Annotated in this window: 21 protein-coding genes; 10 read left to right on the forward strand and 11 right to left on the reverse strand. The window is 66.6% G+C overall.

Annotated features, from left to right (window positions below; genetic code table 11):
• Positions 1–1357: Ig-like domain-containing protein (locus AUL34_RS10695; protein ID WP_244492525.1), on the forward strand; the 1357-nt coding region annotated here is incomplete at its 5' end.
• Positions 1358–2126: 769 nt separating this feature from the next.
• Here AUL34_RS10695 and AUL34_RS10700 read toward each other — a convergent pair.
• Genes AUL34_RS10700 through AUL34_RS10720 form a run of 5 tightly spaced genes read right to left on the reverse strand, consistent with a single transcriptional unit; the run spans position 2127 to position 6701 of the window.
• On the reverse strand, positions 2127–3023 hold the full coding sequence (locus AUL34_RS10700; protein WP_061933893.1) for a polysaccharide deacetylase family protein: 897 nt from the start codon (positions 3021–3023) through the stop codon (positions 2127–2129).
• A gap of 20 nt (positions 3024–3043) precedes the next feature.
• Positions 3044–4072, reverse strand: coding sequence for an asparaginase (locus AUL34_RS10705; RefSeq protein ID WP_244492526.1), 1029 nt, complete (start codon positions 4070–4072; stop codon positions 3044–3046).
• Between the two features lie 10 nt (positions 4073–4082).
• Positions 4083–4898, reverse strand: coding sequence for an ABC transporter permease (locus tag AUL34_RS10710; protein ID WP_192845731.1), 816 nt, complete (start codon positions 4896–4898; stop codon positions 4083–4085).
• Positions 4885–5709: an ABC transporter ATP-binding protein gene (locus AUL34_RS10715; protein ID WP_244492527.1), complete on the reverse strand. Its 825-nt coding sequence runs from the start codon at positions 5707–5709 to the stop codon at positions 4885–4887. The genes AUL34_RS10710 and AUL34_RS10715 overlap by 14 nt, the downstream gene beginning before the upstream one ends.
• Positions 5706–6701, reverse strand: a complete 996-nt coding sequence (locus tag AUL34_RS10720) for an ABC transporter substrate-binding protein (protein ID WP_210168811.1) — start codon at positions 6699–6701, stop codon at positions 5706–5708. Before AUL34_RS10720 ends, AUL34_RS10715 begins: the two co-directional genes overlap by 4 nt.
• 265 nt (positions 6702–6966) lie before the next feature.
• Between AUL34_RS10720 and AUL34_RS10725 the strand changes: the two genes are divergently transcribed.
• Positions 6967–7659, forward strand: coding sequence for a GntR family transcriptional regulator (locus AUL34_RS10725; protein ID WP_082653303.1), 693 nt, complete (start codon positions 6967–6969; stop codon positions 7657–7659).
• A gap of 47 nt (positions 7660–7706) precedes the next feature.
• Positions 7707–8717 carry an amidohydrolase family protein gene (locus AUL34_RS10730; RefSeq protein WP_061933712.1) on the forward strand — a complete coding sequence of 337 codons (1011 nt, stop codon included), beginning with the start codon at positions 7707–7709 and terminating at the stop codon, positions 8715–8717.
• A gap of 18 nt (positions 8718–8735) precedes the next feature.
• Here the strand turns inward: AUL34_RS10730 and AUL34_RS10735 are convergent, their stop codons facing one another.
• The 3 genes from AUL34_RS10735 to AUL34_RS10745 form a co-directional block, all read right to left on the reverse strand.
• The gene (locus tag AUL34_RS10735; protein ID WP_061933713.1) at positions 8736–9200 is read right to left on the reverse strand and encodes an NUDIX hydrolase; all 465 of its coding nucleotides are present in this window, start codon (positions 9198–9200) and stop codon (positions 8736–8738) included.
• Between the two features lie 159 nt (positions 9201–9359).
• Positions 9360–9728, reverse strand: coding sequence for a hypothetical protein (locus AUL34_RS10740; RefSeq protein ID WP_156420880.1), 369 nt, complete (start codon positions 9726–9728; stop codon positions 9360–9362).
• A gap of 50 nt (positions 9729–9778) precedes the next feature.
• Positions 9779–10684: a sugar-binding transcriptional regulator gene (locus AUL34_RS10745; RefSeq protein ID WP_244492529.1), complete on the reverse strand. Its 906-nt coding sequence runs from the start codon at positions 10682–10684 to the stop codon at positions 9779–9781.
• Between the two features lie 283 nt (positions 10685–10967).
• On the opposite strand from AUL34_RS10745, the gene AUL34_RS10750 reads away from it, so the two are divergent.
• From AUL34_RS10750 to AUL34_RS10775, 6 genes are read left to right on the forward strand one after another with little or no spacing between them, the layout of a single operon-like run.
• Positions 10968–11951, forward strand: coding sequence for an ABC transporter substrate-binding protein (locus AUL34_RS10750; protein ID WP_061933716.1), 984 nt, complete (start codon positions 10968–10970; stop codon positions 11949–11951).
• A gap of 18 nt (positions 11952–11969) precedes the next feature.
• Positions 11970–13661: an iron ABC transporter permease gene (locus AUL34_RS10755; RefSeq protein WP_061933717.1), complete on the forward strand. Its 1692-nt coding sequence runs from the start codon at positions 11970–11972 to the stop codon at positions 13659–13661.
• A complete protein-coding gene (locus tag AUL34_RS10760; protein ID WP_061933718.1) occupies positions 13649–14725 on the forward strand; it encodes an ABC transporter ATP-binding protein in 1077 nt (358 codons plus the stop codon). The genes AUL34_RS10755 and AUL34_RS10760 overlap by 13 nt, the downstream gene beginning before the upstream one ends.
• On the forward strand, positions 14725–15891 hold the full coding sequence (locus AUL34_RS10765) for an MBL fold metallo-hydrolase (protein WP_061933719.1): 1167 nt from the start codon (positions 14725–14727) through the stop codon (positions 15889–15891). The genes AUL34_RS10760 and AUL34_RS10765 overlap by 1 nt, the downstream gene beginning before the upstream one ends.
• Positions 15888–16679 (forward strand): 5'/3'-nucleotidase SurE, encoded by a 792-nt coding sequence (locus tag AUL34_RS10770; protein ID WP_061933720.1) that lies wholly within the window; start codon positions 15888–15890, stop codon positions 16677–16679. Before AUL34_RS10765 ends, AUL34_RS10770 begins: the two co-directional genes overlap by 4 nt.
• A 25-nt stretch (positions 16680–16704) precedes the next feature.
• Positions 16705–18342 carry a Na/Pi cotransporter family protein gene (locus AUL34_RS10775; protein ID WP_061933721.1) on the forward strand — a complete coding sequence of 546 codons (1638 nt, stop codon included), beginning with the start codon at positions 16705–16707 and terminating at the stop codon, positions 18340–18342.
• Positions 18343–18395: 53 nt separating this feature from the next.
• Here the strand turns inward: AUL34_RS10775 and AUL34_RS10780 are convergent, their stop codons facing one another.
• A complete protein-coding gene (locus tag AUL34_RS10780) occupies positions 18396–19307 on the reverse strand; it encodes an AraC family transcriptional regulator (protein WP_061933722.1) in 912 nt (303 codons plus the stop codon).
• A gap of 110 nt (positions 19308–19417) precedes the next feature.
• On the opposite strand from AUL34_RS10780, the gene AUL34_RS10785 reads away from it, so the two are divergent.
• Positions 19418–20302 carry an NAD(P)H-binding protein gene (locus tag AUL34_RS10785; protein ID WP_061933723.1) on the forward strand — a complete coding sequence of 295 codons (885 nt, stop codon included), beginning with the start codon at positions 19418–19420 and terminating at the stop codon, positions 20300–20302.
• Positions 20303–20410: 108 nt separating this feature from the next.
• Here AUL34_RS10785 and AUL34_RS10790 read toward each other — a convergent pair whose 3' ends face one another.
• Both AUL34_RS10790 and AUL34_RS10795 read right to left on the reverse strand, forming a co-directional pair.
• On the reverse strand, positions 20411–23503 hold the full coding sequence (locus AUL34_RS10790; protein ID WP_061933724.1) for an efflux RND transporter permease subunit: 3093 nt from the start codon (positions 23501–23503) through the stop codon (positions 20411–20413).
• Entirely contained in the window at positions 23500–24738 is a 1239-nt protein-coding gene (locus tag AUL34_RS10795; RefSeq protein ID WP_061933725.1) for an efflux RND transporter periplasmic adaptor subunit, read from the reverse strand. The genes AUL34_RS10790 and AUL34_RS10795 overlap by 4 nt, the downstream gene beginning before the upstream one ends.
• Between the last annotated feature and the right edge of the window lie 466 nt (positions 24739–25204).

A 25204-nucleotide genomic window follows, 5' to 3' on the forward strand; every position in this document is an offset into this window, starting at 1 on the left:
CGGAACCGCCATAGGCGGGACTTGGTCGATCGTTCCAACTTCGGCGCTAGCTCAAGGCACCAATACGATCCATGCAACTGCGCAAGATGCGGCTGGCAATACCAGCGCTGCGAGTGGGGATCTCACCATCGACGTCGACAGCGTCGTCCCAACGCTTGCGATCACCAGCAGCATCGCTCGCCCGAAAGTCGGTGACACGCCCACCATCACCTTCACGTTCAGCGAGGATCCCGGCGCGACGTTCGATGCCAGCGACATCACGGTATCCGGCGGTACGCTCGGGGCGCTCAGCGGCAGTGGGGCGGTCCGAACCGCTGTCTTCACGCCCCAGGCGGGCGCTGGCAGCATCGCAGTAGATGCTGGGGCCTATGCCGACACTGCGGGCAACGCCGGCGTCGCGGCGTCGCTGTCTATCGCCGTGGAAGCGCAAGTGCCAGTGCCACCTCCCTCTCCCCCCACAACGGTGGTCACGAACCCGGACGGTTCGACCACCATCATCCTGACAGAGCCGCTATCAGCCTCGCAGCTTGCCCAGTTCGCGACACCGGGCGTCGACAACCTGTCGTCTCCCTTCTCGGTCTTGCTCCCCGATGGAATCGAGAACGTCACCCTGACAGGCACCGGAGATATCAACGCCACCGGCAACAATGGTCCAAACGCCATAACCGGTAACGCAGGGAACAATATCCTGACCGGCGATGCCCCGGCTGGCAGCGCTGCTGCCTTGGCGGCGTCCGATGGACTCGGCAGTTCCAAACTTCTGGTCGGGGGGGCGGACACGATTACGGCCGGCGAAGGCAACGATATCGTTTTCGGCAACCAAGGCGCCGACTTCCTGTTCGGCAACCAGGGCAACGATACGCTCTATGGCGGCAAGGACGACGACGCCATCTACGGCGGCAAGGACGACGACTACATCGAGGGCAATCTTGGCAACGACTACATCGAAGGAAACCTCGGCAACGACGTCGTCAACGGCAACCAGGGCAACGACACGGTTCTGGGCAACCAAGGGAACGATACCGTGCACGGCGGCCAGGGCGACGACCTCGTCCACGGCGGCCAGGGCGACGACATGGTGTTCGGCGACAGGGGCGACGATCGCATCTGGGGTGATCTGGGCAACGACACGCTGACGGGCGGCGAGGGGGCGGACACGTTCCTTTTCGCCCAGGCCTCCGGAAACGACATCATAGTCGACTTCAATCGGGCGGAGGGCGACCGACTGGACTTCCAAGGTCAGAGCTACTCCGTCCAAGACATCGACGGCTCCGCAGTGTTCACTCTGTCGGGCGGCGGTGTCGTCGTGCTGACCGGTATCATGGCCACCAGCCTGGATGGGGGAGCGTTCGCGTAACCAAGCTGCGCTGTTCGGAATGGGGGGCCCGCTGCGATCGCACGCAGCGGGCTTCTTCGTGTGTTCGGTTTGGCGTCGTGAGCAACGTGGTCCGAGGCGGGCTGCGCGGCCTACCCGCCTGCCATCCGCAGCATGCTGCTCCAGCTTTCGCTCTTGTCGCGGGACCGGTGTTACGCATGCGGGCTCGCGGCGGCGCTGCCTTCAAGCGCTTGATGCAGTCCGATAACCTGCCGCCGACGCGGGGGCTTATGAGGCGCGCGGCGTGCCGAGCGAGCTGCTTCCGCAACGACCAAGTTGGGAAGGTCTTGGCGAACTGCGCGCGCATTTGCGTGACCGGCCAAAGACGACGCGGGTCTGCCGAATGCAACGCCGGACGACTTCGTCTGGCGCGGCGATGACGGTAGCCGCGATCTGGCCGCGTTCGAAAACGGCGTCGGCTCGCCGGACGCCATTCCGCGCGATCCTTTTGGCGATCATCGACGCAAATCCCGAGGCATCGTCTCCGCGTAAGCAAAGAGTACGAACCGCGATGGAGGCTCTGGTCGATGCGCCGCCACCCGGCGACTCGCTAGATGTCCGGGCAACTCGCGCCTAGTAGCCGTGCCGTGGGGGTGTCGACCTGGGAGCCCCGTAGCCTTCCTGGAGGGAATGTCCGCTTGCTGGAACAGCGCAAGAACGGCGGGGCGTCCTCGATGGCGCGACAGCGGAACCGCAGCTTTCTATCCGATCGAACCGTAAGGCGTCGGCCCGCCTTCCGCCCATCGCACGCTTAGATCGTTGTCTGTTCCTTGTACCAGTCCAGGATCTGGGAGCCTGTCCAAAGGACGACGCCATCGTGGGCGAGGATGTGGTCGTACAGCATTTCGAGATACTTGATGCGGTGTGGTGCGCCCGTGAGATAGGGATGGATCGAGATCGCCATGACGCGCGGGATTGTCGCTCCCTCGAGATAGAGGCGGTCGAACTGGTCGACGCCGCGTCGGTAGATCTCGTCGGATCGATGGCCCTGGACGGCCGATATGGCGACGTCGTTGATTTCCACCGTGTAGGGAACGGAGACGATCGGCCCGCTCCGGGTCGAGAGCGTGACGGGTTGGTCGTCGAGGCACCAGTCGCACACGAATTCGATGCCGGCCTCCTTCAGGAGATCCAGCGTTTCCATCGTCTCGGTCAGCCCCGGACTTTCCCAGCCCCGGGGCGCCTGCCCCGTCATCTCCCGGATGGCGTCGATCGTGCGTCGGATCGCGTCCGCCTGATCCTCGACGCGGTGCATCGGGCGCTGGACGAAGCCGTGCCCCATGAAGTCCCAGCCCGCCGCGTGGGCCGCCCGGCACGCCGGTTCGTAGACCTCGCAGGCCGAGCCGTTGACCGCGAAGCTCGCCTTCAGGCCTCGCTTTTCCAGAACGTCGAGGAAACGCCAGAAGCCGACCCGCATCCCGTATTCGTGCCAGGCCCAGTTGGGAATGTCGGGCAGCAGCGGCTGGCCCATCGGGGGCGGCAGCACGGCGCGCGGCATGGGCCCGGCAGGCGACCAGTCCTCGACGTTGACGATGGTCCACACCGCCACGCGGGCGTCGCCGGGCAACTTCAGCGGCGGCCGGCCGACGATCGGGCGGTATGGCAGGCGGCCTCGAATGCGATCGGCATCGATGGGGACGTCGTTCATCGTGGTCTCCGAAGCAGCGGTCATGAGAAGGCGGCGAAGGCGGCGGCGATCTCGGCGCGGTCGGCACCGCGGCCGACCAGGAACGCCAGGAGCAACCGTGCCTTCTCGGGTGACAGGAAGCCCGCGGGCACGAGGCCCCGGGCGACGAGGTCGATCTCCGAGCCGGGAAACCCGTAGGTGCTCGTGAAGACGGGACCGGCGCCGACCCGGGTCGCCAGGACGACCGGCATGGTTTCGGCTGCCTCCCGCAATGGTTCCACGAAGGAACGCGGCACGTGTCCCGCGCCCATCGCCTCCACCACGATCGCGCGATAGGCGAGCGTCCTGCACGCCGCGACGATCCGGGCGTCGTCGTCCAGCATCGCCTTGACGATGGCGACGGGAGCGGGCGCCACGGCCGGGTCGATCCGGTACGGCCGGCCAGGTGACGGCGTCAGGCGCAACCGCACGCGGCCATCCGCGACCGATCCCAGCGGACCGGATCCGGGCGAGGCGAAGGCCGACGGCAAGGCGGTGTGGGTCTTGCGCACGAAGGCCGCCGCATGGATCTCGTCGTTGAGAACGACGAGCGCGCCGAGGTCGCGGGCGCCGGGAGAGCCGGCGACCCGAATCGAGGCCGAAAGGTTCGCGCCGCCGTCGGCGCCCAGGTGATCCGCGCCCCGCATCGCGCCGGTCACCACGATCGGCTCCGAACCGGCATGGAGAAGATCCAGCGTGAACGCCGTCTCCTCGATCGTGTCGGTGCCCTGCACGACGACGACACCATCTGCCCCGTCCCGCAGGATGGTATCGATCGTCTCCGCGACGCCGCGCAACTGGCTCAAGGTCAGCGAGGCGCCCGGCACCAGGAACGGCGTCGACACGCCGATCGTGGCGCTCTCATCGAGGCCGGGAAAGGCGTCGACGAGAGCGCGGCCATCGAGGCTGGGGACGATGCCGCCGTCCGCTCCCCTCTGCATGGTGATGGTGCCGCCGAGAACCAGGATATGGACATGGGGCTTGCCCGGCACCTGGCTCGATGGCGAGGGAGGGTGAGGCGCATCGCTCACGACAGGCCCCTCACTTGGCGTCGTCCGGCCGCCAGAAGATCAGGCGTCGATCCAGCCATTCGAGCAGGAAGTATCCGCCGGCCCCAAGGCCTGCGAGGACCACCACGACCGCGAAGACCCGGTCGATGCGAAGCTGGTGGTTGTAGAGTTCGACGAGATAACCGAGCCCTTCCGATGCGCCCACGAACTCGCCGACGATGGCACCGATGACCGCGAAGGTCAGCGCCGCCTTCACGCCGGCGAAGATGACGGGAAGGGCATGCGGCAGGGAGACCTTGCGAAAGGTCTGCATCGGTGTCGCGCGGATCGAGCGCATCAGTTTGCGCGCGTCTTCCGGCACGCTTTCCAGGCCGACCAGCGTGTTGATCAACACGGGAAAGAAGCTGATCACGACGGCCATCACGATCTTGGAGCTCGGGCCGAACCCGAACCAGGCGATGAAGAGCGGAGCGAACACGATCTTCGGGACCGCCTGGAAGCCGACCACGAAGGGATAGGCGACGCGCTTCACGCCCGGCCAGATGGCGAGCGCCGTCCCGAGCAGGAGACCGATCGCCGTTCCCAGGACGAAGCCGACCAAGATTTCCATCAGCGTGACGCTGAAGTGGGCGAGGAAGAAGTCCTGGTGCACCAGCGAGACGAGCGCGGCCATCACCTTGGAGAAGGCCGGAAGGATGATCGGCGACACCAGCCCAAGCCGCGGGGCGGCTTCCCAGGCGATCAGCAGCACGACGACGATGGCGAGCGAATACAGCCGGTACCGCCGCGTCTCGCTGCGGGATACCGCCAAGGCCATGTCGGCCGCCGACATCTCAAGACTCGCCATGGTTTCCTCCCAGGAGACGACGGACCTCGAAGACGAGATCGGAATAGGCCGGCTGCCGCATCGTCTGGACCGTGCGTGGGCGAGCGAGGCCGACATCGACGATGCCGGAGACCTTACCGGGGCGCGGTGTCATCACGACGACGCGGTCGGCCATGAAGACGGCTTCCCCGATGTTGTGGGTGACGAAGAGGACGGTGATGCCTGCAGCCTGCGAGATGCGCATCAGTTCGATGTTCATGGTCTCGCGGGTGAACTCGTCGAGCGCCCCGAACGGCTCGTCCATGAGAAGCACTTCGGGCTCGTAGGTCAGCACGCGCGCGAGCGCGACGCGCTGCTGCATTCCGCCTGAAAGCTGGCGGGGATAGGCATCCTCGAAGCCGGCAAGGCCGACCGATGCGATCACGGCCCGAGCCTTCTCCCGAAGCGACGCGGGATCGAGACCGTAGACCTCGGCCGGCATCAGGACGTTGCTCAGCACCGAGCGCCAGGGGAGGAGAACCGCGCTCTGGAACATGAAGCCGACGCGACGCGAGGGCTCGCGGATCGGATCCCCGGCGAGGTGCGCCGTGCCGGCGGTCGCCGGCAGAAGGCCGGCCACCATGTTGAGGAACGTCGACTTGCCGCATCCGCTCGGCCCCACGAACGAGACGAACTCGCCCCGGCGGATGTCGAGATCGACGCCCTGTAGAGCGACGACGTCCGCCCCGCCCACACGAAACGTCTTGGCGAGGCCGCGCGAGGACAGGATCGGCACGGCGCTGGCGTCGGTCATGGCCAGTTCGGGATCGGAGAAGCGGGCCGCGGCGCTCACGGCCGGGTCACCGCAGCCTTGTCGAAGCGGTTCGCCGCCTCGAGCAGGGAGGAGTCGAGCGCCTTCGTGAGATCGACGTCGGCGGCCAGGCCGCCTTCCTCTTCGGTGCCTTGGCGCAGGAAGTCGTGATAGGCCTGGAAGCCCTGCACGAAATGCGTGCCGAGCGGCTGGTCGGCCAGGGACGCGGGCGGCGTCTTGAGGATATGCGCCGCTTCCCAGTTCGCCTTGGCGACGGCGTCGACCTCGAACTCCTCGGGCCGGATCGCCTTGGCCATTTCGAAGGCCTGTGCATCGTTGGCCGCTGCGAACGCCACGCCCTTCGCGGTCGCGCGCAGGAAGCCCTCGAACATCGCCGGGTCGGCCTCCAGCGCTTCGGCCGTCACCACGATGCCGTTGGCCGGAAAGTCCTGCGCCTCCTTGGGAAGGATCGTCGTCATCTCCACGCCGCTGGCCCGAATGGCCGCGATGTCGAAGAGGCTCGACGAATAGGCGTCGACCTGGCCCGACTGGAGCGCGTTCAGCGTCAGGGCCGATCCGTCTCCCACCGGCAGGATGCGCACGTCGCGTCCCTCGACCAGCCCGGCCTCGGCGAGAACCGCGCGCACGAGCGGCACCTCGCCGCCGGACAGATCGGACACGCCGACCGTCTTGCCCTTCAGATCCTCGATGCTGTGGATGCCGGACGCCGCGGTCGCGGCAAGCGTGAAGATGTTGGCGTACTGATAGGACGAGATCCACTTGAGATCGTAGCCCTGCGCGACGGCGTTCAGAAAGGCGCTCGGCGCAGGCAGGGCGGCCTCGGCATTGCCCGCGATGACCTGCTGGATCGCCGCGCTGGAGCCCCCGGCATCGGCGAACTCGACGGCCAGTCCTTCCTCGCGGAAGTAGCCGCGCTGGTCGGCGATGTAGAACGGGTGGAACTGGTTGACGCTCTCGACCGGGAACATGAAGCGGAAGCGCTTCAGATCCTGGGCATCGGCGGTGCCAGTCATCAGAAGGGCAATGAGGCCTGCCGCGACCGATCGGGCGACGGCCCGGTGTTTGCGAAGCGAATTCAAGGGCATCACAGTCTCTCCATATGGGAAGGGCGGCGGGGCGCCGATGTGAGCGAGCGTCGCGACCGGTCAACGAACCGATTGTCACGGCCACCATGATATATTAGATTTTGGATATCAATAGGCTCATGCCTTGATAATTGGCATGCCTGCGAAAGCGGCACGGGTGCGCCTTGCGCACAGCCGACGATGAGGATGAACGATGCGCCTATCCGACGCGGAACAGGGTTTGGTGGAAACGGTCAGCCGGAAGGACGCGGTTCTGCGCATCCTTCGTGGAGCCATCACCGACGGGCGCCTCGCACCCGGCGAGCGTCTCGACCAGAACGAGTTGGCCGAGCGGTTCGGCGTGAGCCGGATGCCCGTCCGCGAGGCGCTGAAGCAGTTGCAGGTCGAAGGCCTGGTGGTGGTCTACCCCCGCCGGGGCGTCGAGGTGGCTCGGCTGGACCCCTCGACGATCGTCGAGATGTTCGAGGTTCGCATCGCGCTGGAGCAACTGGCTCTGTCACGCGGCGTACCGCTTCTGAAATCCGCCTCCCTCGACGAGATGGAGGAGGTCCTGATCCAGATGGACGGGTTGCTGGGCGAGCCGTCGGCAGACGACCCGTGGATGACCCTGAACGGGCGCTTTCATGCCTTGGCGAACGGCGCGAGCGAGTGGCCGCACCTTCTGGAAACGATCTCGCAGTATCGGTCCAACGTCGAGCGCTACGTCCGGTCCTACTTCCATCATGGCGGACGCGCCCAGTCCCAGGACGAGCATTGGCAGCTCCTGCGCGCCTGCCGCGAACGTGACGTCCCCAAGGCCCAGGCCGTGATCGCCCTGCATCTGCGCAACACCGCCGTCACTCTCACAACGGCCATTGCCTCCGAGGGCGCGGCGCGCAGCGCATGAGCGTCCTGTTCGCGCCCCGATCTTCTTCCGCTTCCAGGATTGAACCGATGAGCCATCCCGACCTGCGTGCCGCCAAGCGGATCGACATCCACGCGCACTACTATCCCGGTTCTTTCGTCGACATGATCGAAGCGCAGGGGTGCGCCTGCGGGGCCTGCGTGCGCCGCACGCCGAAGGGGCCGGTGATCGACGCCGGACCGCTGCATGCCGGTCCCCTGGCCGCACGCTTCACGGATCTCGACCTCAGGATCGCCGACATGGACGCCCAGGGCGTCGACGTACAGGCGCTCTCGCTGACGCAGCCCATGGTCTACTGGGCCGAGCCGGTGCTCGCACGGCGACTGTCGGCCTGTTTCAACGACGAGCTGGTGCTGGCACACGAGCGCCACCCGACGCGTCTCCTGGGGCTGGCCATGCTCCCGGTCCACCACGCCGGCGAAGCGCTTGCCGAACTCGAGCGCATCGCCGACGCGCCCGGCATCTGCGGCGTCTATCTCGGCACCCATATCGGCGACATGGACCTGGCCGATCCCGCCTTATGGCCGGTCTACGAGGCCATCGAAGCATGCCGGCTCCCAGTTTTTCTTCATCCGCTGAAAGTGATCGGCATGGAGGACCGGCTGAAACCCTACTTCCTGTCGAACCTCCTCGGAAACCCCTTCGACACGACCCTGGCAGCCGCCAAGTTGATCTTCGGCGGCGTCCTGGATCGTTTCCCCGCCCTGGACTTCGTGTTGCCTCACGCAGGCGGCGCCCTGCCGTTCCTGATCGGGCGACTGTCCCACGGAGCGAGCGTGCGGCCCGAACTCGCGCACCTGGCAGCGTCGCCGGCAAGCTATCTCCAGCGGTTCCACTACGACACGATCGCGCATGACGAAGGCGCTTTGGACTATCTGATCCGCCTCGTGGGCGCCGATCGGGTCATGCTGGGGAGTGACTATTGCTTCGATATGGGGGTCGAGAGACCCGTCGACATCGTGGAAGCATCGCCAGTCCTGTCGAATGAAGGGATCAATCAAATCCTCGGCGGGAACGCGCAGCGCCTGCTGAGGCTCTGAGCGGATCGGCTGCTCTGATCAGAACTGAATGCTTCCGCCTTGCCCGAGAAAGGTACAGACTGGGCCGTTGGCCGGGAGGTTCGCGAGAAGCGTGCTCAGCTCCGGCTCTAGAACCAGATCGGCTGCATCGAGCAGCGAGACCCACGCGACACTGCGCTGGTCCCGCTCCTTCCAACGTTTCTTCCGTCGCTTGACCCTCAAAGCATAGACATCGACCCGCGTGAGCCGAAAGTCCACGCGGGTTCGGCGCCAGTACGTGTAAGAACCCACAGGGGATGGAAAGACCGCGCCAACGATGCCGGCTTCCTCCTTCGCCTCGATTCCGGCAGCTTCGGCGTCGAGCAGTCCCTTCATCGGCCATCCCTTTGGGATGATCCAACGGCCCGTACTGCGCGATGTGACGAGGCAGACTTCGGCGCACCTCTGCTCGTCGAGGTCGATCGGCACTGCGGCGATCTGATGGGAAAAGCGGCCTTCCTTCATAGCGAGCCTGCCTTCCTTCGCCCGGATCCTACCGGGTGTGGCTCGGCGCCGACAGCAGTTGGATTGCGCGGTTGTCCGGCCATTTCTGCGAAATCCAGGCCGGTGAGCGACGATGCAGTTTGTGTCGCGTTCTCGCTCCAGTGCGTTCCCGGAGCGATTTCAGCGCTCCCCGATGAATTTCTTGTCCAACAAGTAGTCGCTTATTCCAACGTGGTTCCATTTGTCGAAATCGTCCGCAGCCTTGCGCAATTCGCGCCTGTTCCTGGCCATGTTTCGAATGAGTATTGCAACCTCGGGGGGAACTCCGAAGCAGTTCCAATACTCGGCAGTCTCGTGCGGGATGGTTTGCTCGTCGCAGAAGCTTGCCATGTCCGCGTGACCCAGGGTCCGCAGATCCGACGATAGATCCTCGACCCTCGTGCGATCGTCGACCGCGTGGGAGCGGACCCGTTCGGCGAGGATGCGAAGGCGACGCGGCGGGTTCACGAGGGAATGACCTCTAAACAAGTCGCGATAGCTGGCGGGCATGGGACTCTCCTCCTCAGTAATTCGTTGGTCGTCGTCCAGGACCGTGCCGATCACCCTTGACCGAGCGTCCCTATCAAGAGGTCCGCGGTGCGCTGGTCCGTGATGAGCTTCGTTACGTTCACGGCCTTCAAGGCGGCCTTGATGGCGTCGACCTTCTGAGGGCCACCAGCCGCCAGCACGACTTCCTTGCATCGATTGAGATCGACGAGATCGATCGCGACGACACGGCGATTGATCGGATGATCCACGAGCGCTCCCTTCTCGTCGATAAAATGGCAGAGGACGTTCGCCACCGCCCCCTTGCGCTTGAGGGGGGCGATGAGGTCGGGCGAGACAATCTCGTGACGGAAGATCGTGGCGTCTCGCGACAGGTCGCCGACAGTCAAAAGAGCGATGTCGGCTTCCAGCGCGAGATCACGCACGAGGCGTAGCGCCTGCTGTTGCCAAAGAAGGTCGCGCAGATCCGGGCTGTCTACCACTACAGGTGCGGTGATCTGGTAGCTTTCGATCCCGAATGCATCCGCCAGACGTGCTGCGACGATCGATGGATTGATCCATCGGGAATGGGGCAGGTTGCCGACAAGGCCGATGACGCATCCGGTCTCCAGTGGCCGGCGGGAGATGAACTCGAGGGATCCGTAGAGCGTCGCGCCTCCGCCCACGGCAAGCTTCGTCCCGTTCACCATCGACGCGTCGAGATAGTTCGCGACGGCGTGACCGATCGCACGCTCCACGTTCTGGTCTCGTTCGGGCGTCGGCACGACGATCGCGGCTGACAGGCCGAACCGCGCTTCCAGCGCTCGTTCTTGGCGGATCTGTGCACCGGCAGGCCGGTTGATCCTCGTCACGACGACGCCGTCGGCCGCACAGGCCGACAGGATACGCATGACCTTGACCCGCGAAAGGCCGAACCGCTCCGCGATCTCTTCCTGCGTGAACTTCTCGATGTAGTACATCCACGCGATCTTGATCTCGAGATCGGATGAATTCCCCCCATTCCGAGGTGCCGACTGGACCGTTCTGCTATCGGGCTGCCGGTCTTTCATGTCTGAGGCCTTTTGCAGGAGGTGCCACGATTCGTGGCTCGCTAGCCGTGTTCAATTGTAGTTGACACGAAACAAATGAACAAGCATGTTCGCCGAAGACGCGCACAATTCCTCGGTTCCCTCCGTGGTGACTGCAGCGTCCTGCTGGGCGAGGAGGCCCCGCAATCCAAGCTGTCCATCGGGAGGAATCCGCATGTCCCTTTCACTCGGGAAGCTTACGGCGCCGTTGGCGCTCGCTTCGGCGCTCACCATCGCGGCGACAGGCGCCCAGGCCCTCACCCTCTACACGTCGCAGCCGGAAGCCGATGCGGCGCGCACGGTCGCCGGCTTCCAGGCGTTGCACCCCGACACTGAGGTTCAGGTCTATCGCTCGGGAACCAGCGATGTGCTTGCCAAGCTCGCAGCCGAGTTCGCCTCTGGCGCGCCTCAGCCCGACGTCCTCCTGATCGCGGACGCCCTCAGCATGGAGGTGCTGAAGGGGCAGGGCAGACTGGCCGCCTATCCCGAAGCCGACCTGTCGGGCTTCGAGCCGGCAACCTACGACAAGGATAAGTTCTACTTCGGCTCCAAGCTCATCACCACCGGCATCGCCTACAACACCGGTGCCGCCGAGAAGCCGGCGCATTGGCGCGACCTCGAGAACCCTGCCTACAAGGGCATGGTCGTCATGCCGAGCCCGCTCTATTCCGGCGCCGCGGCCTATCTCCTCTCCGGCTTCTCGGCGGACAAGGATCTCGGCTGGTCCTATTTCGAGCAGCTGAAGGCGAACGAGGTGTCGGCCGTTCGCGGCAACGGCGCTGTCCTCAAGTCGGTCGCCACCGGCGAGAAGCCATACGGCATCCTCGTCGACTTCATGGCGATGAACGCCAAGGCCAAGGGATCCCCGATCGAGTTCGTCTTCCCGGACGAAGGCGTTCCCGCCGTCACGGAGCCGGTGGCGATCCTGTCCACTGCGAAGGACGAGAAGGGCGCCAAGCTCTTCGTCGACTACATCCTGTCGGACGCCGGTCAGAAGCTCGCCCTGGAACAAGGCTATTTGCCCGCACGCGCCTCCGTTGGCCGACCGGCCTGGCTCCCCGAAGGCGTGAAGGTCAATGTCATGCCGATCGACATCAAGACGGTCGTCGAGCGGACCGAGAAGGACAAGCAGGCCTTCTCGACCCTGTTCGGAAACTGACGCGGAAACAGGTGCGTCATGTTCGCTCGCCTTCGCGGAGAGGCCGTGCTCCTGCCGGCCATCCTCACGCTTCTCGTCGTCCTGTCCCTCTTGCCGATGGGACGGCTTCTCCTCGAGGTCGTGGCTCCGGGAGGCCAACTTTCCTCCGCGACGATCGCGGCGGGACTGGCAAGCCCCGCAACCTGGACTGCCTTCCGCAACACGGTCATCGTCGGGGTCGGGGGAACGGTCCTGTCGGTCCTTCTCGGAACGTCGGTGGCGCTTCTCGTGTCGCTTTACGACGTGCGGTGGCGGAGCGTCTTCGTCCTTTGCTTCGTGGCGCCACTGATGGTCGCGCCACAGGTCACCGCGCTCGCCTGGCTGCAGATCGCCGGCCCGGCGAGCCCGCTTCTCAAGCTGCTCGGTCTCGCTCCGCCGCTCGGTAGCCGCAACCCGCTCTATTCGCCCGAGGGCATCGTGCTGCTGCTCGGCGTCCAGTATGGGCCGCTCGTTTTCCTGATGGTGCGTGCCGGCATGCGCAAGATGCCACGCGAACTGCTCGAGGCGGCGCTTGCGGGCGGCGCCGGGCGCATGACCGTCGTGCGCACGGTCGTTCTTCCGCTTCTGACACCAGCCATCATCGCCGCCTCGGCCCTGGCCTTTGTCTCCTGCGTCGGAAACTTCGGCATCCCGGCCTTCCTCGGCATTCCCGCCAACTATTACGTGCTGCCGACACTCATCTACCAGAAGCTCGCGGGCGCCGGGCCGGCAGTGCTGTCCGAGGTCGCCTTCCTGTCGGTGCTGATCGGCGTCGTGGCCATGGCCGGCATCGTCGCCCAGGACGTGTTCAGTCGCCGGCGCGACTACCGCATCACGTCCACCTCTCTACCGATCGAACCCTTCGAGCTCGGAAAGGCCCGCCCCTTCGTCGAGGCCGGCATGGGGCTCCTGATCCTGGTGGTTCTCGTCCTGCCGCTGGTCGGCCTGACGTTGACCTCGCTCGTTCCGGGCTACGGCATTCCCCTCGGCCTCGCCACCGTCACGCTCGACAACTACCGCTTCGTCCTGTTCGAACATGTCGCGGCCAAGAGCGCCTTTGCCAACAGCCTTATGCTGGCCACGGCGACCGCCGTCTTCGCCGTGTTCGTCGCGGTGCCCTTCGGCTATCTCATCACGTGGCGTCGGCGGTGGTGGACGCAGGCGCTCACCCTTGCGGCCGAACTGCCCTATGCCCTGCCGGGCGTGGTCCTCGCGATCGCGGCACTCCTTCTCTTCTTGCGCCCGATCCCGCTTCTCGATCTGCGCATCTACAACACGATCTGGATCATCCTCTACGCCTATCTCGCCCGCTTCCTGGTTCTGGCCCTGCGCCCGACCGTCAGCGGATACCAGCAGCTCGACCGCTCGCTGGAAGAAGCAGCCCAGGTCGTCGGTGCGAGCTTCGTCTACCGGCTGCGGACGATCATCTTCCCGCTGATCGCGCCTGCGGCCATAGCCGGCGGCATCCTGATCTTCATGACCGCGCTCAGCGAACTGACCGTGTCGGCTCTCCTGTGGGCGTCGGGCTCGGAGACGATCGGCGTCGTGATCTTCTCCTTCGAGCAGGGCGGCGATTCCAGCTACGCCGCCGCGATCTCGATGATCGTCGTGATGGTCACCTTCGCCATCATGCTCGCCTCCAACGTCCTTGCCCATCGTCTTCCAACAGGAGTTCTCCCATGGCGCGACTGACGGCCGAGCGGATCGGCAAGTCCTTCGGCGATCTGCAGGTGGTCTCCGATGTCTCGCTCGATGTGCGGGACGGCGAGTTCATCGCGGTCCTCGGCCCTTCCGGCTGCGGCAAGACCACGCTGCTGCGCATGATCGCGGGGTTCGAGCCGGTCACGACCGGACGGCTGACGATCGGCGACACGGTGGTCTCGGACGCCGGCATCCACGTCTCACCCGAGCGCCGACGGGTCGGAATCGTGTTCCAGAACTATGCCCTATGGCCGCACATGAGCGTGGCGGAGAATGTCGGCTATGCCCTTCGCGTGGCCAAGGTCGACCGGGCCAGCCGCGACCGGCGCGTCGCCGACGCGCTGGCGCTCGTCAACCTCACGGGGCTGGAGGACCGGCGGCCCGCCAACCTGTCGGGCGGCCAGCGGCAGCGGGTCGCGTTGGCACGGGCGCTCGTCGCCGCGCCCTCGCTTGTCCTATTCGACGAGCCCTTGGCCAATCTGGACGTCCACCTCCGCGCATCGATGGAGGACGAATTTGCCGACTTCCACAAGCGGACGGGCACGACGATCGTCTACATCACCCATGACCAAGCCGAGGCGATGGCTTTGGCTGACCGCATCGCGGTCATGGATCACGGGCGGCTGATCCAGCTGGCAACCCCGCGCACCCTCTACCACGAGCCGGCCAACGCGATGGTCGCCGCCTTCATCTCGCAGGGAATGCTGCTGCCTGCCGACATCCTCACGGCGGAGGAGGCGGGCCGTTGCCGCGCCCGCGTTCTGGGGCAGGAGGTGGTCGTGCGCTGCCGGAAGGGCGAGCGTCCGAGGGCCGACGCGACCCTTTGCTGCCGCTCCGACGACCTCGCCTTCTCCGACGAGGCGGGGGGCGGGTTCGCGGCGGAGGTCAAGCGGTCGATCTACAAGGGCGGAAGCCTGCGCGTCGAGATGGCTCCGGCGAGCCGGCCGGATCTGGCCATGCATATGAGCATGCCCGACTCCATCGACCTGACGGACGGGGCAAGGCCGAACGTTTGCATCCGGTCCGGATGGATCATTCCGGCGGAGATGGCCTGATGCGCATCGATCTGCACGGCGGCTTCGGCGAAAAGGGGCGCACCTGTGTCGGCGTGTCGGCAGCTGGTCTGCGTCTCCTGTTCGATGCCGGCATCAAGGTGGGGGCGACCGGCCGGGAGTATTATCCCGCCATCGAGGGGCCGGCGAACGCTTTCGACGCCCTGTTCCTGACCCATGCCCACGAAGACCATGTGGGCGCCCTGAGCTGGCTTCTGGCGGCAGGCTTTTCCGGCACGATTTTCATGACCGCGGAGACGCTGGAGGAGGCGCCCGGGACCTTGCGTGCCTATGCCGATCCCGCCGAGGTGCGCGCCCATCCGATCCCGCGCGGCCGCGTCGAGCTGTTCCGCCCCGGCGACACGCTGCGCGTCGGGGCGGTCACCATCCGCACTGGTCGCTCGGGGCATGTGGCGGGCGGCACCTGGTTCCTGGTCGAGGCCGATGGGTCCTGCCTCGGCTATGCTGGCGACGTCCTGCCGGACAGCGACGTGTTCGTGATGGACGCGATCCCGCCCTGCGATCTCCTCCTGCTCGACGCGTCCTATGGCGCCGATCCGATTTCGCCGACCGAAAGGTCTCGGGCGGTCTCGGAGTGGATAGCCCGGCATCCCGGCACCAGCCTTCTGCCGACACCCCTGCATGGTCGCTCGCTCGAGTTGATCGCTCTGATCAAGGGGCCGTTCGCGATCGAGGCCAGCATGCGCGGCGCATTGGAAGGGCAGATCGCGGCGGGAACGATGCTGCATGCGCAGGCGACGCGAGCCCTGTCCCAGCGGCTCGCCGCCGCGCAGCAATGGCGGGAGGGCGAGCCGCTGCCAGATTGCCCGCTTCTGGCCGACGACGGGATGGGCTTTGCCGGCCCGTCCGCCACTCTGTTGCCGCGCTATGCCGAGGCCGGGCTGCCGATCGTCCTGACCGGACATCTTCCGTCCGGCACCATCGGCCAACGCCTCCACGACGAAGGCCGGGCCGACTGGATCCGCCTTCCCACCCATCCCACGCTCGGCGGAAACCTGCGGATCTGGGACGAGGCGGGACGCCCGCCGGTGCTGGGGCATTCCTGCGTCGCGGACCAGCTCGTCCAGCTCGCATCGCACGTTCCGACGCTGCGCCCCGATTTTCGCACGGGACAGAGCCTCACCCTGTCGCACGGAGCCATCCTATGAGAATCCTCGTTTGCAACGACGACGGGATCGACGCACCGGGCCTCGCCGTCCTCGAGGCCGTGGCGAACCGCCTGTCTGACGATGTCTGGGTGGTCGCGCCAGACGGCAAGCGGACGGCTGGAAGCGGGGCGATCACCATCGCCCGCGACCTGAGCATGCATCAGAGGGGCCCTCGACGCTTCTCCTGCTCGGGCACGCCGGCCGATTGCGTGGTCACCGCGATGACTTGGGTCTTCGCCGACGAGCGCCGTCCTGATCTCGTCCTGTCCGGCATCAACGACGGGCGCAACGTGGCCGAAGACCTGGTCTATTCGGGAACCCTCGGCATCGCGCGGGAGGCGAGCTTCTGGGGCGTTCCGGCGATCGGCTTCTCGCGAGTGAAGGATGCGGACGCCCGCGAGGAAGACGTCGGCTGGATCGCAGGTCTCGTGTCGCGCCTCCTGGCGCCCCCGCGCGAGACGATGCTGGAGGGTCACTACTTCAGCGTCAATCTTCCCACCGCGCTGCCCGCGCCGTTGCGCCAGCCGCGGATCGGGCGCGACAAGATCGGCGGGCGTGCCGAAGTCGTCGGCGGGGAGGGGGACGTAACGCTCCTGCGCGTTCCCCGGGGCCGCTCCCACCGATCGTCGGCCGGCGACGACAACGAGGCGGTGGACGCAGGGTTCGTGACGATCAACCGCCTCAACTGGTTCGGCGAAACGCCGCTTTCGGTTTCGGTTCTCCACGCGTTGTCGGGCGAGGCCGAAGGGCGCAGGGTCGCCTTCGAGATCGAGGAGGGGAGAGTCTGAGAGGGAGCGCGCAAGGAGCGTAGGCATGACGAGTACGCATGTTCTCATCAGTCTTCTAGGTGATATCGCACTCTTGCTTTGGGGCATCCGGCTCGTCAGCACGGGCGTCCATGTGGCATTCGGGCCCTCGCTCCGCGAACTCCTCGCAACGGGTCTGAACCGTCCGTTGAAGGCGCTTGTCGGCGGCGCGGTCGTGACGGCGGCGCTCCAGAGCAGCACGGCGACGGCGATGATGGTCGCCAGCTTCTCCGCCTCCGGGCTCGTCGCTCTCGTTCCCGCCATGGCCGTGATGCTGGGGGCGAACATCGGCACGGCCCTGATCGTGCAGGCCCTGTCCTTCGACATCGCGCTGGTGTTCCCGCTGCTGCTCCTGGCCGGCTACGTGCTGCAGCGCCGCCATGCCATGCGTACCAAGGAGATCGGTCGGATCTGCCTGGGGCTCGGCACCATCCTTCTGTCGCTGGAGCTCCTGTCCGAGACCGTGACGCCCTTGGGCTCGATCCCGGCGGTGCGCGAGGTGATCGGCCTGATCGTCCAGGACCGCCTTCTGGCGCTTCTCATCGCTGGCCTCTTCACCTGGGCTGCTCACTCGAGCGCCGGCGCCGTGCTCTTCATCATGTCGCTGGCACAGACGGGCGTGCTCGGCCCGGAAACGGTCGTCGCCATGGTGCTCGGCGCCAATCTCGGAAGTTCGATCAATCCGCTTCTCGAAGGGGACCGCGGGGATCCCGCGGCCCTGCGCGTGCCGGTGGCAAACTTCCTGAACCGTTTGGTCGGCTGCGTCATCGCCATGCTGCTGCTTGACCCCATCACCGACGGGTTCGAATGGCTCGGTTACTCGCCTGAGCGCATCGCCCCCAATTTTCACCTCGCTTTCAATCTCGTCATGGCCGCCTTGTCGATCGGGTTCCTGCCCGTCATAGGCCAGCTGTTGGAACGCGCCTTGCCGGCTGCGGTGAAGGAGCCGGCGGACGCACCGCGCTATCTCGATCCCAGCGAAATCTCCGTTCCCAGTCTCGCGCTCGTCAATGCGTCTCGCGAAGCCTTGCGCATGGCGGATGTCGCGCAATTCATGCTCAAGGGTTCCAAGGAGGTGTTCCAGACGGGAGACGTCACGCGTCTCGGCGAAATCCGAAAGACGGACGACACGATCGACAGCCTGTATCGGGCCCTGCGACAGTATCTGGCTTCCGTCAGTCAGCACGATCTGACGGAGGGGGAAGTGCAGCGGCTCCAGGAAGTGCTCGACTTCGCGGTCAACATGGAGCACGTCGGGGATATCGTCGAAACCAACCTTCTGACGATCGCAGCTCGGTGTAGCGAGAACCGCCTGCTGCTCTCAGACGAGGCGATGATCAACGTGCAGGAACTGCATGAGAAGCTCATCGATCACCTGACGTTGGCGATCAGCGTTCTCATGAACGGTGACATCGGCGCCGCGCGACGTCTCGTTGCCGAAAAGGAGCAGTTCCGGCAGGTGGAGCGGCTCGCAAACGAGCATCAGCTGCAGCAGGTCCTCTCGGGCAACTCCGACGAGCGCGCGCTCGGCAGCCTGTATCTGGACGTTGTGCGCGAGCTGAAGAGGATCGGAAGCCACATCGCGACGACCGTCTATCCCCTTCTCGAGCGGTCCGGCGACTTGCGGCAAAGCCGCCTGAACTAGAGAGCGGGCTTGTTCCGCATTGCTCCAGATGCGGACGGCAGCGAACGTCCTGGCTACGCGCCGGTTCTGAAGGAGCGCGGCGTGCAGCCCATGGTGCGTTTGAACGCGTTGCTGAAGGCGCTTTCAGACTCGTAGCCGAGCCCCGACGCGATCGCCGACACCGCGGCTCCTTGCTTCAGGCGCTCGGCGGCCAAAAGCATCCGCCAACGCTGGAGATAGCCGATCGGCGTCTCTCCGACCCGCTTGCGAAAGGCGAGTGCGAAGGCAGACCGCGACATCCCGGCGATCCGCCCGAGGTCCCTCAGCGTCCAGCGACGGGCGGGATCGGCGTGGAGGGCCTCGATCGCGGCCGCAAGCTGCGGATCGCCGAGGGCGAAGTACCATCCCGTGCCGCTTGTGGCCGCATCGTCCAGATGCAGGCGCAGGGCCTGGACGAGCATCATGTGCGCGAGATGCTGGGCGACCAGCGCCCCGCCCGCCTTTCGATCGCGCACCTCGCGCCGCATCTGTTCGACGAGCCAGAGCAGCACCGCCCGATCCGTCGCACCGCTGACGTGCACGAGAGCCGGAAGCCCGTCGAGAACAAGCGATGCCAGCCGCCCCTCGATGGCAAAGCGGCTGCCGACCAGGGCGAACGAGCCGCCCCCGTTCAGCGTCACGACGTCGCCCGCGACCCGCGGCGGGAAGATCGTGTCCGCATCGACGGGAATGGTAACGAGATCGCTCCCGAGGCGGAACGGACGCCCCCTCGGCAGGACGAAGCACTCGCCCGCCTCGATGCGGACGGGCTCCGTCAACCCGTCGACGCTCAGCCAGCACGAGCCCCGCGTGACCGCGTAGCACTTGATGCGCGCCATCGGATCCTCGAAGCGCACCGCCCAGTCGCCCCCTGCTTCGAACCCGGCCGACACCGAGCTTTGCGGCTTCAGGAGAGACAGGACCTCGGACAGCGGATCGGAGAGCATGTTGGACGATCTCGACGAAAGACTGGACGCTCTCGCATGGAGCGTCCGGTGTGAGAGCGGTACACCATTTCCGAAGGCCGCGCAGGTCGGCCAGGGGAAGGGTGGACGTCATGATCGTCGTCACAACGCCGACCGGTGCCATTGGCAGCCAGGTTTTGAAGACACTCGTCACTGCCGGGGAGCGCGTGCGCCTCGTCGCGCGCGATCCCGGCCGCATCCCGTCCGGATTGCAGGCGCGCGTGGAGGTGGTCGCAGGCTCGCACGGCGACGCGGACGTCGTGGACCGCGCCTTCGAGGGGGCACGGGCCGTGTTCTGGCTGCCGCCCTCCAACATGCAGGCGCGTCATCTCGACGACGTCTACGTGGGCTTCGCGCGTCCCGCCTGCGAGGCCATTCGGCGGCACGGCGTCGCCAACGTCGTCGGGATCTCGGCGCTGGGGCGCGGCACGCCGCTGGCTGACAGGGCAGGGCTCGTCACGGCCTCACTCGCCATGGACGATCTGATCGCGTCAACCGGCGTCGCCTACCGCGCGCTCGTCATGCCGTCCTTCATGGACAACATGCTGCGACAGGCCTCGGCGATCCGCGAGCGGGGCGAATTTCACTGGCCGGGCCCGGGCGATTTGAAGGCGCCGACCTGTGCGACACGCGACATCGCCGACATGGCCGTGAGGCTCCTCCGCGATCCGACATGGACCGGACAGGGCGAGCAGGCGGTCCTCGGACCGGAGGACCTGTCCCCGGTCGATCTGGCTCGGATCATGTCGGACGTGCTGGGCAAGCCCATTGCGTTTCGCGAGTTGGCGATCGACGACCTGCGCGCCTCGCTCGCACAGCGCGGCGTGTCTCCGGCGGTGGAGGAGGGCTATGCCGACATGATGTCGGCCAAGGCGGAAGGGCTCGACACCTTCGTCGTCCGCACGCCGGACAACACGACGCCGACGACCTTCCGGCAATGGTGCACGGACGTGTTGAAACCCGTCGTCGACCGTTGAAACGTCGATGCCGTCTTGGCGGCATCACCGGACCAGGCGGCGCGCCGATCTCGTCGGGCGTCCTGCCTTCGAAAGGATCGCCTGCGGTTGGCGATCGGTGTCACCCGTTCACGGGGCGACGGCTCGGAGACGGCCGAGCTTATGCCGCGCGAAAGCCGTCAGGCGCTCGATCTCGACGAAGATCACCGGGGTGATGAACAGCGTCAGCGCCTGGCTGACGAGAAGGCCGCCGACGACGGCGACGCCGAGGGGTTGGCGCAGTTCGGAGGAGACGCCGGTGCCGAGCGCGATGGGCAGGACACCGAGAAGCGCGCAGAACGTCGTCATCATGATCGGGCGGAAGCGCCGGAGGCAGGCCTCGCGGATGGCTTCCGGCGCCGTCCAGTCGTCCTCGCGGCGGAACTGCAGGGCGACGTCGATCATCATGATCGCGTTCTTCTTGACGATGCCGATGAGCATCAGGAGCCCGATGACCGCGATGATCGACAGGTCGAAGCCGAACCAGTCCAGCGCCGCCAGCGCACCGAAGGCGGCGGAGGGAAGGCCGGACAGGATCGTCAGCGGGTGGATGAAGCTTTCGTAGAGGATGCCGAGCACAAGGTAGATCACCACCACCGCCGCGCCGATCAGGAGGCCGAGATTGCCCGTCGCCTGCTCGAACACCTGGGCGGTGCCCGCATAGGACGTCGAGACCGTCGCCGGCAGGCCGATCTGTTGCTTGATCGCATCGAGCGCGGTCGTCGCCGTGCCGAGCGACACGCCGGCCGGCAAGTTGAAGGACAGGGTGACCGCGGTGAGCTGGCCGGCCTGGTTCACCGTCACCGGTCCGGCCTCGCGCGAGACACGGGCGAAGGCCGAAAGGGGAACGAGCGTTCCGTCCGCCGCCGGCACGCGGATGGCGGCAAGACGCGCCTGGGTCCAGGGGATGTCCTGATCGTATTCCAGAATGACGTCGTAGCTGTTGCCCGTGGACTGGATCTGCGCGGCCGTGAACGTGCCGAAGCCCGCTTCCAGGGCGTTGCGCAGGCTCTCAGCCGAAACGCCGAGCGCGTCGACGCGGTCCTGGTCGACGCTGATGCGCTGCTGCAGGCCGTTGTCCTGGAGATCGGTCGCGACGTCGACGAAATGCGAGGCGTCGGCGTGCATGGCGTCGAACAGGCGACCCGACCATTGTCGGGCGGCCGCGGAGTCCAGCGACTGGACCACGAGCTGGTACTGGCTTTGCGTCGAGCGGCCGCCGAAGCGCAGGCTCTGGACAGGCGTCGCGAAGCTCTTCAGCCCGACGATCGTGCCGAGCTCACGGCGTAGCGAGGCCAGCGTCTCCTCGAGGGGCGGGCGCTCGTCCTTGGGCTTCAGCTGCACGAACATGGAGCCGGCGTTGAACGTCGCGCCGGCCGGCCCGCCGCCGAGCGTCGACGTGACGAAGGCGACGGCGGGATCGGCTCGCGCCGCCGCAGCAGCCCGGGCCTGCAACGCGCTCATCGCCTCGTAGGAGATGTCCTGCCGGGCCTGTGTGGAGATGGTGAGGAGCCCGTTGTCCTCCTGCGGGAAGAACGAGTGCGGCAGCGTCGCGAACAGCGCCGCCGAGCCCGCGAAGGACAGGACGAAGATCGCCATGACGAAGCCGCGACGCCTCAGGCACCAGTCCACCATGAGACCGTATCTCAGGGTGGCGCGATCGAAGAGGCGGGTGAAGGCGGCGGCAAAGCCCTGCGTCGAAGCATGGGCCGCCGGCAGCCGCGCGGCGAGCATCGGCGTCACCGTCAACGAGACGAGCGCCGAGGCGAGGATGGACAGAGCGACGACGACGCCGAATTCGTTGAGGACGCGGCCGACCACACCGCCCATCAGAAGGATCGGCAGGAACACCGCGACGAGCGAGAGCGACATCGAGACGATCGTGCCCGCCACCTCGCCGCTACCCTTGAGGGCCGCCGCCATCGGCGTCATGCCTTCCTCCACGTGGCGCACGATGTTCTCGAGCATGACGATCGCGTCGTCCACCACGAGACCGACCGACAGGGTCAGCGCCAGGAGCGACAGATTGTCGATGGAGAAGCCGAGCACGTACATCGCGCCGAAGGTCGCCACGAGCGACAAGGGCACGGCGAGAGCGGGGATCAGCGTGGCCGAGACCCGTCCGAGAAAGAGATAGATCACGAGGATCACGAGGCCGATCGTGAGCGTCAGCGTTTCTTCCACGTCGGCGATCGCGGCGCTGATCGAGGTGGAGGCGTCGTTGACGACCTGCAGCTGGACGGAGGCCGGGAGAGACGCCTCGAGCTCCGGCAGCTTCGCGCGGATCGCGTTCACCACCTCCACCGTGTTGGCGCCCGGCTGGCGCTGCACGGCGAGGACGATGGCGGCTCGACCGTCGAGCCAGCTCCCCTGGTTGAGGTTCTCGACGCTGTCCGAGACCGCCGCCACGTCGCCGAGGCGCACCGGCACGCCGTTCGGCCGCGCGATCACCAGGGTGCGGAACTCCGCGGCGTTCGTGCGCTGCGTCGGCGTATCGATCGTGAGCGCCTGCCCGCCGGTCTGGATCGTGCCCGTCGGCGTCTGGCTGTTGGCGGCCGACAACGCGTCGGCGACGTCGGACAGGCTGAGCGAGCGGGCCGCCAGCTTGTCGGGATCGGCCCGGATGCGCACCGCATAGGTCTTGCCACCGTAGACCTGCGCCTGCGCGACGCCCTGGATGGTCGACAGAGCGGGAGAGACGACGTTCTCGGCGAGATCGTCCACCTCCGTCAGCGGCGTGCCGTCCGAGACGAGGTCGAGGAGAAGGATCGGCGCGTCGGCCGGGTTCGCCTTCCGATAGCTCGGCGGCGAGGTCATGTTGTCGGGCAGTTGCCGGGCGCTGCGGGCGATGGCGGCCTGGATGTCGGCGGCCGCCGCGTCGATGTCGCGCGTGAGGGTGAACTGCACGGTGATCTGCGTGTTGCCGAGCGAGGAGCGTGCGCTGATCGTGTCGACGCCGTCGATCGTCTCGAACTGTTTGATGAGCGGTGTCGCGACCGCGCTCGCCATCGTGTCGGGCGAGGCACCGGCAAGTTGCGCCGAGACGCTGATCGTCGGGTAGTCCGCCTGCGGCAGGGCCGCGACCGGCAGCAGGCGATACGCCGCGATGCCCGCGAGGAGCACGGCGAAGCAGAGGAGGATCGTGGCGACGGGCCGCCGGATGAAGAACCCGGAAACGTTCATGGGTTCGCCGCCTGCGGGCTCGTTTCGGCAGCCGTCACGCCGGCGGCCGGCGCGGGCGTCGCCGCATCGGCCGCGACCTTGACCCTGGCGCCGTCGGTCAGGCCGCTCTGCCCTTCCGTCACGACGCGCTCGCCCGTCTCGAGGCTGGCCGACAGGCCCGTGCGATCGTCGTTCACGAGGGCAACCTCCACCTTGCGAAGCGCGACCGTGCCATCGTCCCGGAGGACGTAGACGACGCTTCCGTCCTGGCGCGGTTGGACGGCAACCGTCGGTACGAGAACCAGCCCATCCCGCTCCCCGGCCTTGACGGTGACGGAAATGGCCTGGCCGGGAACGAGAAGGCCGTCCGGATTGTCGATCAGCGCACGCAGGGCGAAGGTTCCCGAAGCCGCATCCACGGCGTCGTCGATGAAGCTGACGCGCGCCTGCCTGCGCGCGACCTCCTCGCCCGCAGCCTTCAGCGACACCGTCAGCATGCCGGCGGCGAGCGCCTTCTGGATGAGCGGGAGATCCTCCTGCGCAAGGGTGAAACCGGCATAGATGGGAGAGGTCTGCGTCACCCGAACGATCTCGCTGCCCGGCGTGACGAGAGCGCCGACCGAGACCTGGAAGGCGCCGAGCCGACCATCGAAGGGAGCGCGGATCGTCAGCTTGTCGAGCACCACCTGATCGGCCTGCAGCGCCGCCCGGTCGACCTCCACCACGGCGGCCGCGACCTCGGCGGCGCTTCGGGCATCCTCGCCTTGCTGCGCGGTGAACGCACCGGACTTCAGGAGCGCCGCCGCCCGTTCCAGATCCCGGTTCGCCTGGTCGAGCGTCACCTGGTCGCGTGCCAGCGCGGCCCGGTCCTTCTCGATCTGCGCCTTCGCGACTCGATCGTCCAGGGAAACGAGACGGTCACCGCGCTTGACCGTGGCGCCGTCGGCGACGGCGACCGAGGCGACCGTGCCGGCCGTGTCCGAGGTCATGACGGTGGAGGCGGCGGGCAGGATCGTTCCGATCGTGTCGCGCAGGATCGGGAGCGCGCCGTCCTCGGCCGTCGCCACCTCCACCGCGACCGGCGCGCCGCCGCTGCGTGCGCCCTGCGATCTCGATGAGGACGCACTCGACGTTTCGCTCGCCCCGCCCCGAAGGATCGATGCCAGGGCCTCCGGAGCGTAGGGCGCAAGCCTGTCGCGCTCGAAGGCGAACACGGCCGCAAGGACGCCGATCAGAAGCAACAGCCAGCGAACCATGGAAGCCGAACCTTCGACCGATGACGGGTGGCGACATAAGCCGTCCGGGAGATTGAGGAAGGCGAGCGGCTGCACGCAAGTGAATTCGCAGCAAGGAGGGCCCGCTCTCGGCCCTTGGATATCGCTATGTCGAGCTCGATCCGTCTCTTCCGTGGGTGATCCGCCCTTGGCGGCACGCGCACGACCGACGGAATGGTGCACCGGGCAGCGAAACCCCACGTCGATCGAACTGAAGCGCTGGTCCGCCCGCCGTCGATCTTTCACCCGCCCCGGCGATCGCGCACGGTGCAACGTCCGCTTCGCGGAACTCATCGGATGTCGGCGGGTCGTTTGCGGCCGGACCGCTTCGACGAACCGCTTGCGTCAAGCCGCCCGCGCTGACGGACGCAGGCTGGCGTCTTGTGTCGAGCCTACGGTGAAAGTGTCAGTCGCTCTTGGCGACGACGTGCTGAGGCTTAGCGTGAAC

The organism is Aureimonas sp. AU22, from assembly GCF_001463745.1.
Classification (GTDB): Bacteria; Pseudomonadota; Alphaproteobacteria; order Rhizobiales; family Rhizobiaceae; genus Aureimonas.

Excerpts from the sequence above, each read along its gene's own strand:
- AUL34_RS10765 (WP_061933719.1), top strand. The coding sequence starts at position 14,725 with ATGCGCATCGATCTGCACGGCGGCTTCGGCGAAAAGGGGCGCACCTGT.
- AUL34_RS10710 (WP_192845731.1), bottom strand. The coding sequence starts at position 4,898 with ATGGCGAGTCTTGAGATGTCGGCGGCCGACATGGCCTTGGCGGTATCC.
- AUL34_RS10745 (WP_244492529.1), bottom strand. The coding sequence starts at position 10,684 with ATGTACTACATCGAGAAGTTCACGCAGGAAGAGATCGCGGAGCGGTTC.
- AUL34_RS10760 (WP_061933718.1), top strand. The coding sequence starts at position 13,649 with ATGGCGCGACTGACGGCCGAGCGGATCGGCAAGTCCTTCGGCGATCTG.
- AUL34_RS10720 (WP_210168811.1), bottom strand. The coding sequence starts at position 6,701 with ATGACTGGCACCGCCGATGCCCAGGATCTGAAGCGCTTCCGCTTCATG.
- AUL34_RS10750 (WP_061933716.1), top strand. The coding sequence starts at position 10,968 with ATGTCCCTTTCACTCGGGAAGCTTACGGCGCCGTTGGCGCTCGCTTCG.
- AUL34_RS10740 (WP_156420880.1), bottom strand. The coding sequence starts at position 9,728 with ATGCCCGCCAGCTATCGCGACTTGTTTAGAGGTCATTCCCTCGTGAAC.
- AUL34_RS10730 (WP_061933712.1), top strand. The coding sequence starts at position 7,707 with ATGAGCCATCCCGACCTGCGTGCCGCCAAGCGGATCGACATCCACGCG.
- AUL34_RS10725 (WP_082653303.1), top strand. The coding sequence starts at position 6,967 with ATGCGCCTATCCGACGCGGAACAGGGTTTGGTGGAAACGGTCAGCCGG.
- AUL34_RS10780 (WP_061933722.1), bottom strand. The coding sequence starts at position 19,307 with ATGCTCTCCGATCCGCTGTCCGAGGTCCTGTCTCTCCTGAAGCCGCAA.
- AUL34_RS10735 (WP_061933713.1), bottom strand. The coding sequence starts at position 9,200 with ATGAAGGAAGGCCGCTTTTCCCATCAGATCGCCGCAGTGCCGATCGAC.
- AUL34_RS10700 (WP_061933893.1), bottom strand. The coding sequence starts at position 3,023 with ATGAACGACGTCCCCATCGATGCCGATCGCATTCGAGGCCGCCTGCCA.
- AUL34_RS10785 (WP_061933723.1), top strand. The coding sequence starts at position 19,418 with ATGATCGTCGTCACAACGCCGACCGGTGCCATTGGCAGCCAGGTTTTG.
- AUL34_RS10755 (WP_061933717.1), top strand. The coding sequence starts at position 11,970 with ATGTTCGCTCGCCTTCGCGGAGAGGCCGTGCTCCTGCCGGCCATCCTC.
- AUL34_RS10770 (WP_061933720.1), top strand. The coding sequence starts at position 15,888 with ATGAGAATCCTCGTTTGCAACGACGACGGGATCGACGCACCGGGCCTC.
- AUL34_RS10775 (WP_061933721.1), top strand. The coding sequence starts at position 16,705 with ATGACGAGTACGCATGTTCTCATCAGTCTTCTAGGTGATATCGCACTC.
- AUL34_RS10790 (WP_061933724.1), bottom strand. The coding sequence starts at position 23,503 with ATGAACGTTTCCGGGTTCTTCATCCGGCGGCCCGTCGCCACGATCCTC.
- AUL34_RS10795 (WP_061933725.1), bottom strand. The coding sequence starts at position 24,738 with ATGGTTCGCTGGCTGTTGCTTCTGATCGGCGTCCTTGCGGCCGTGTTC.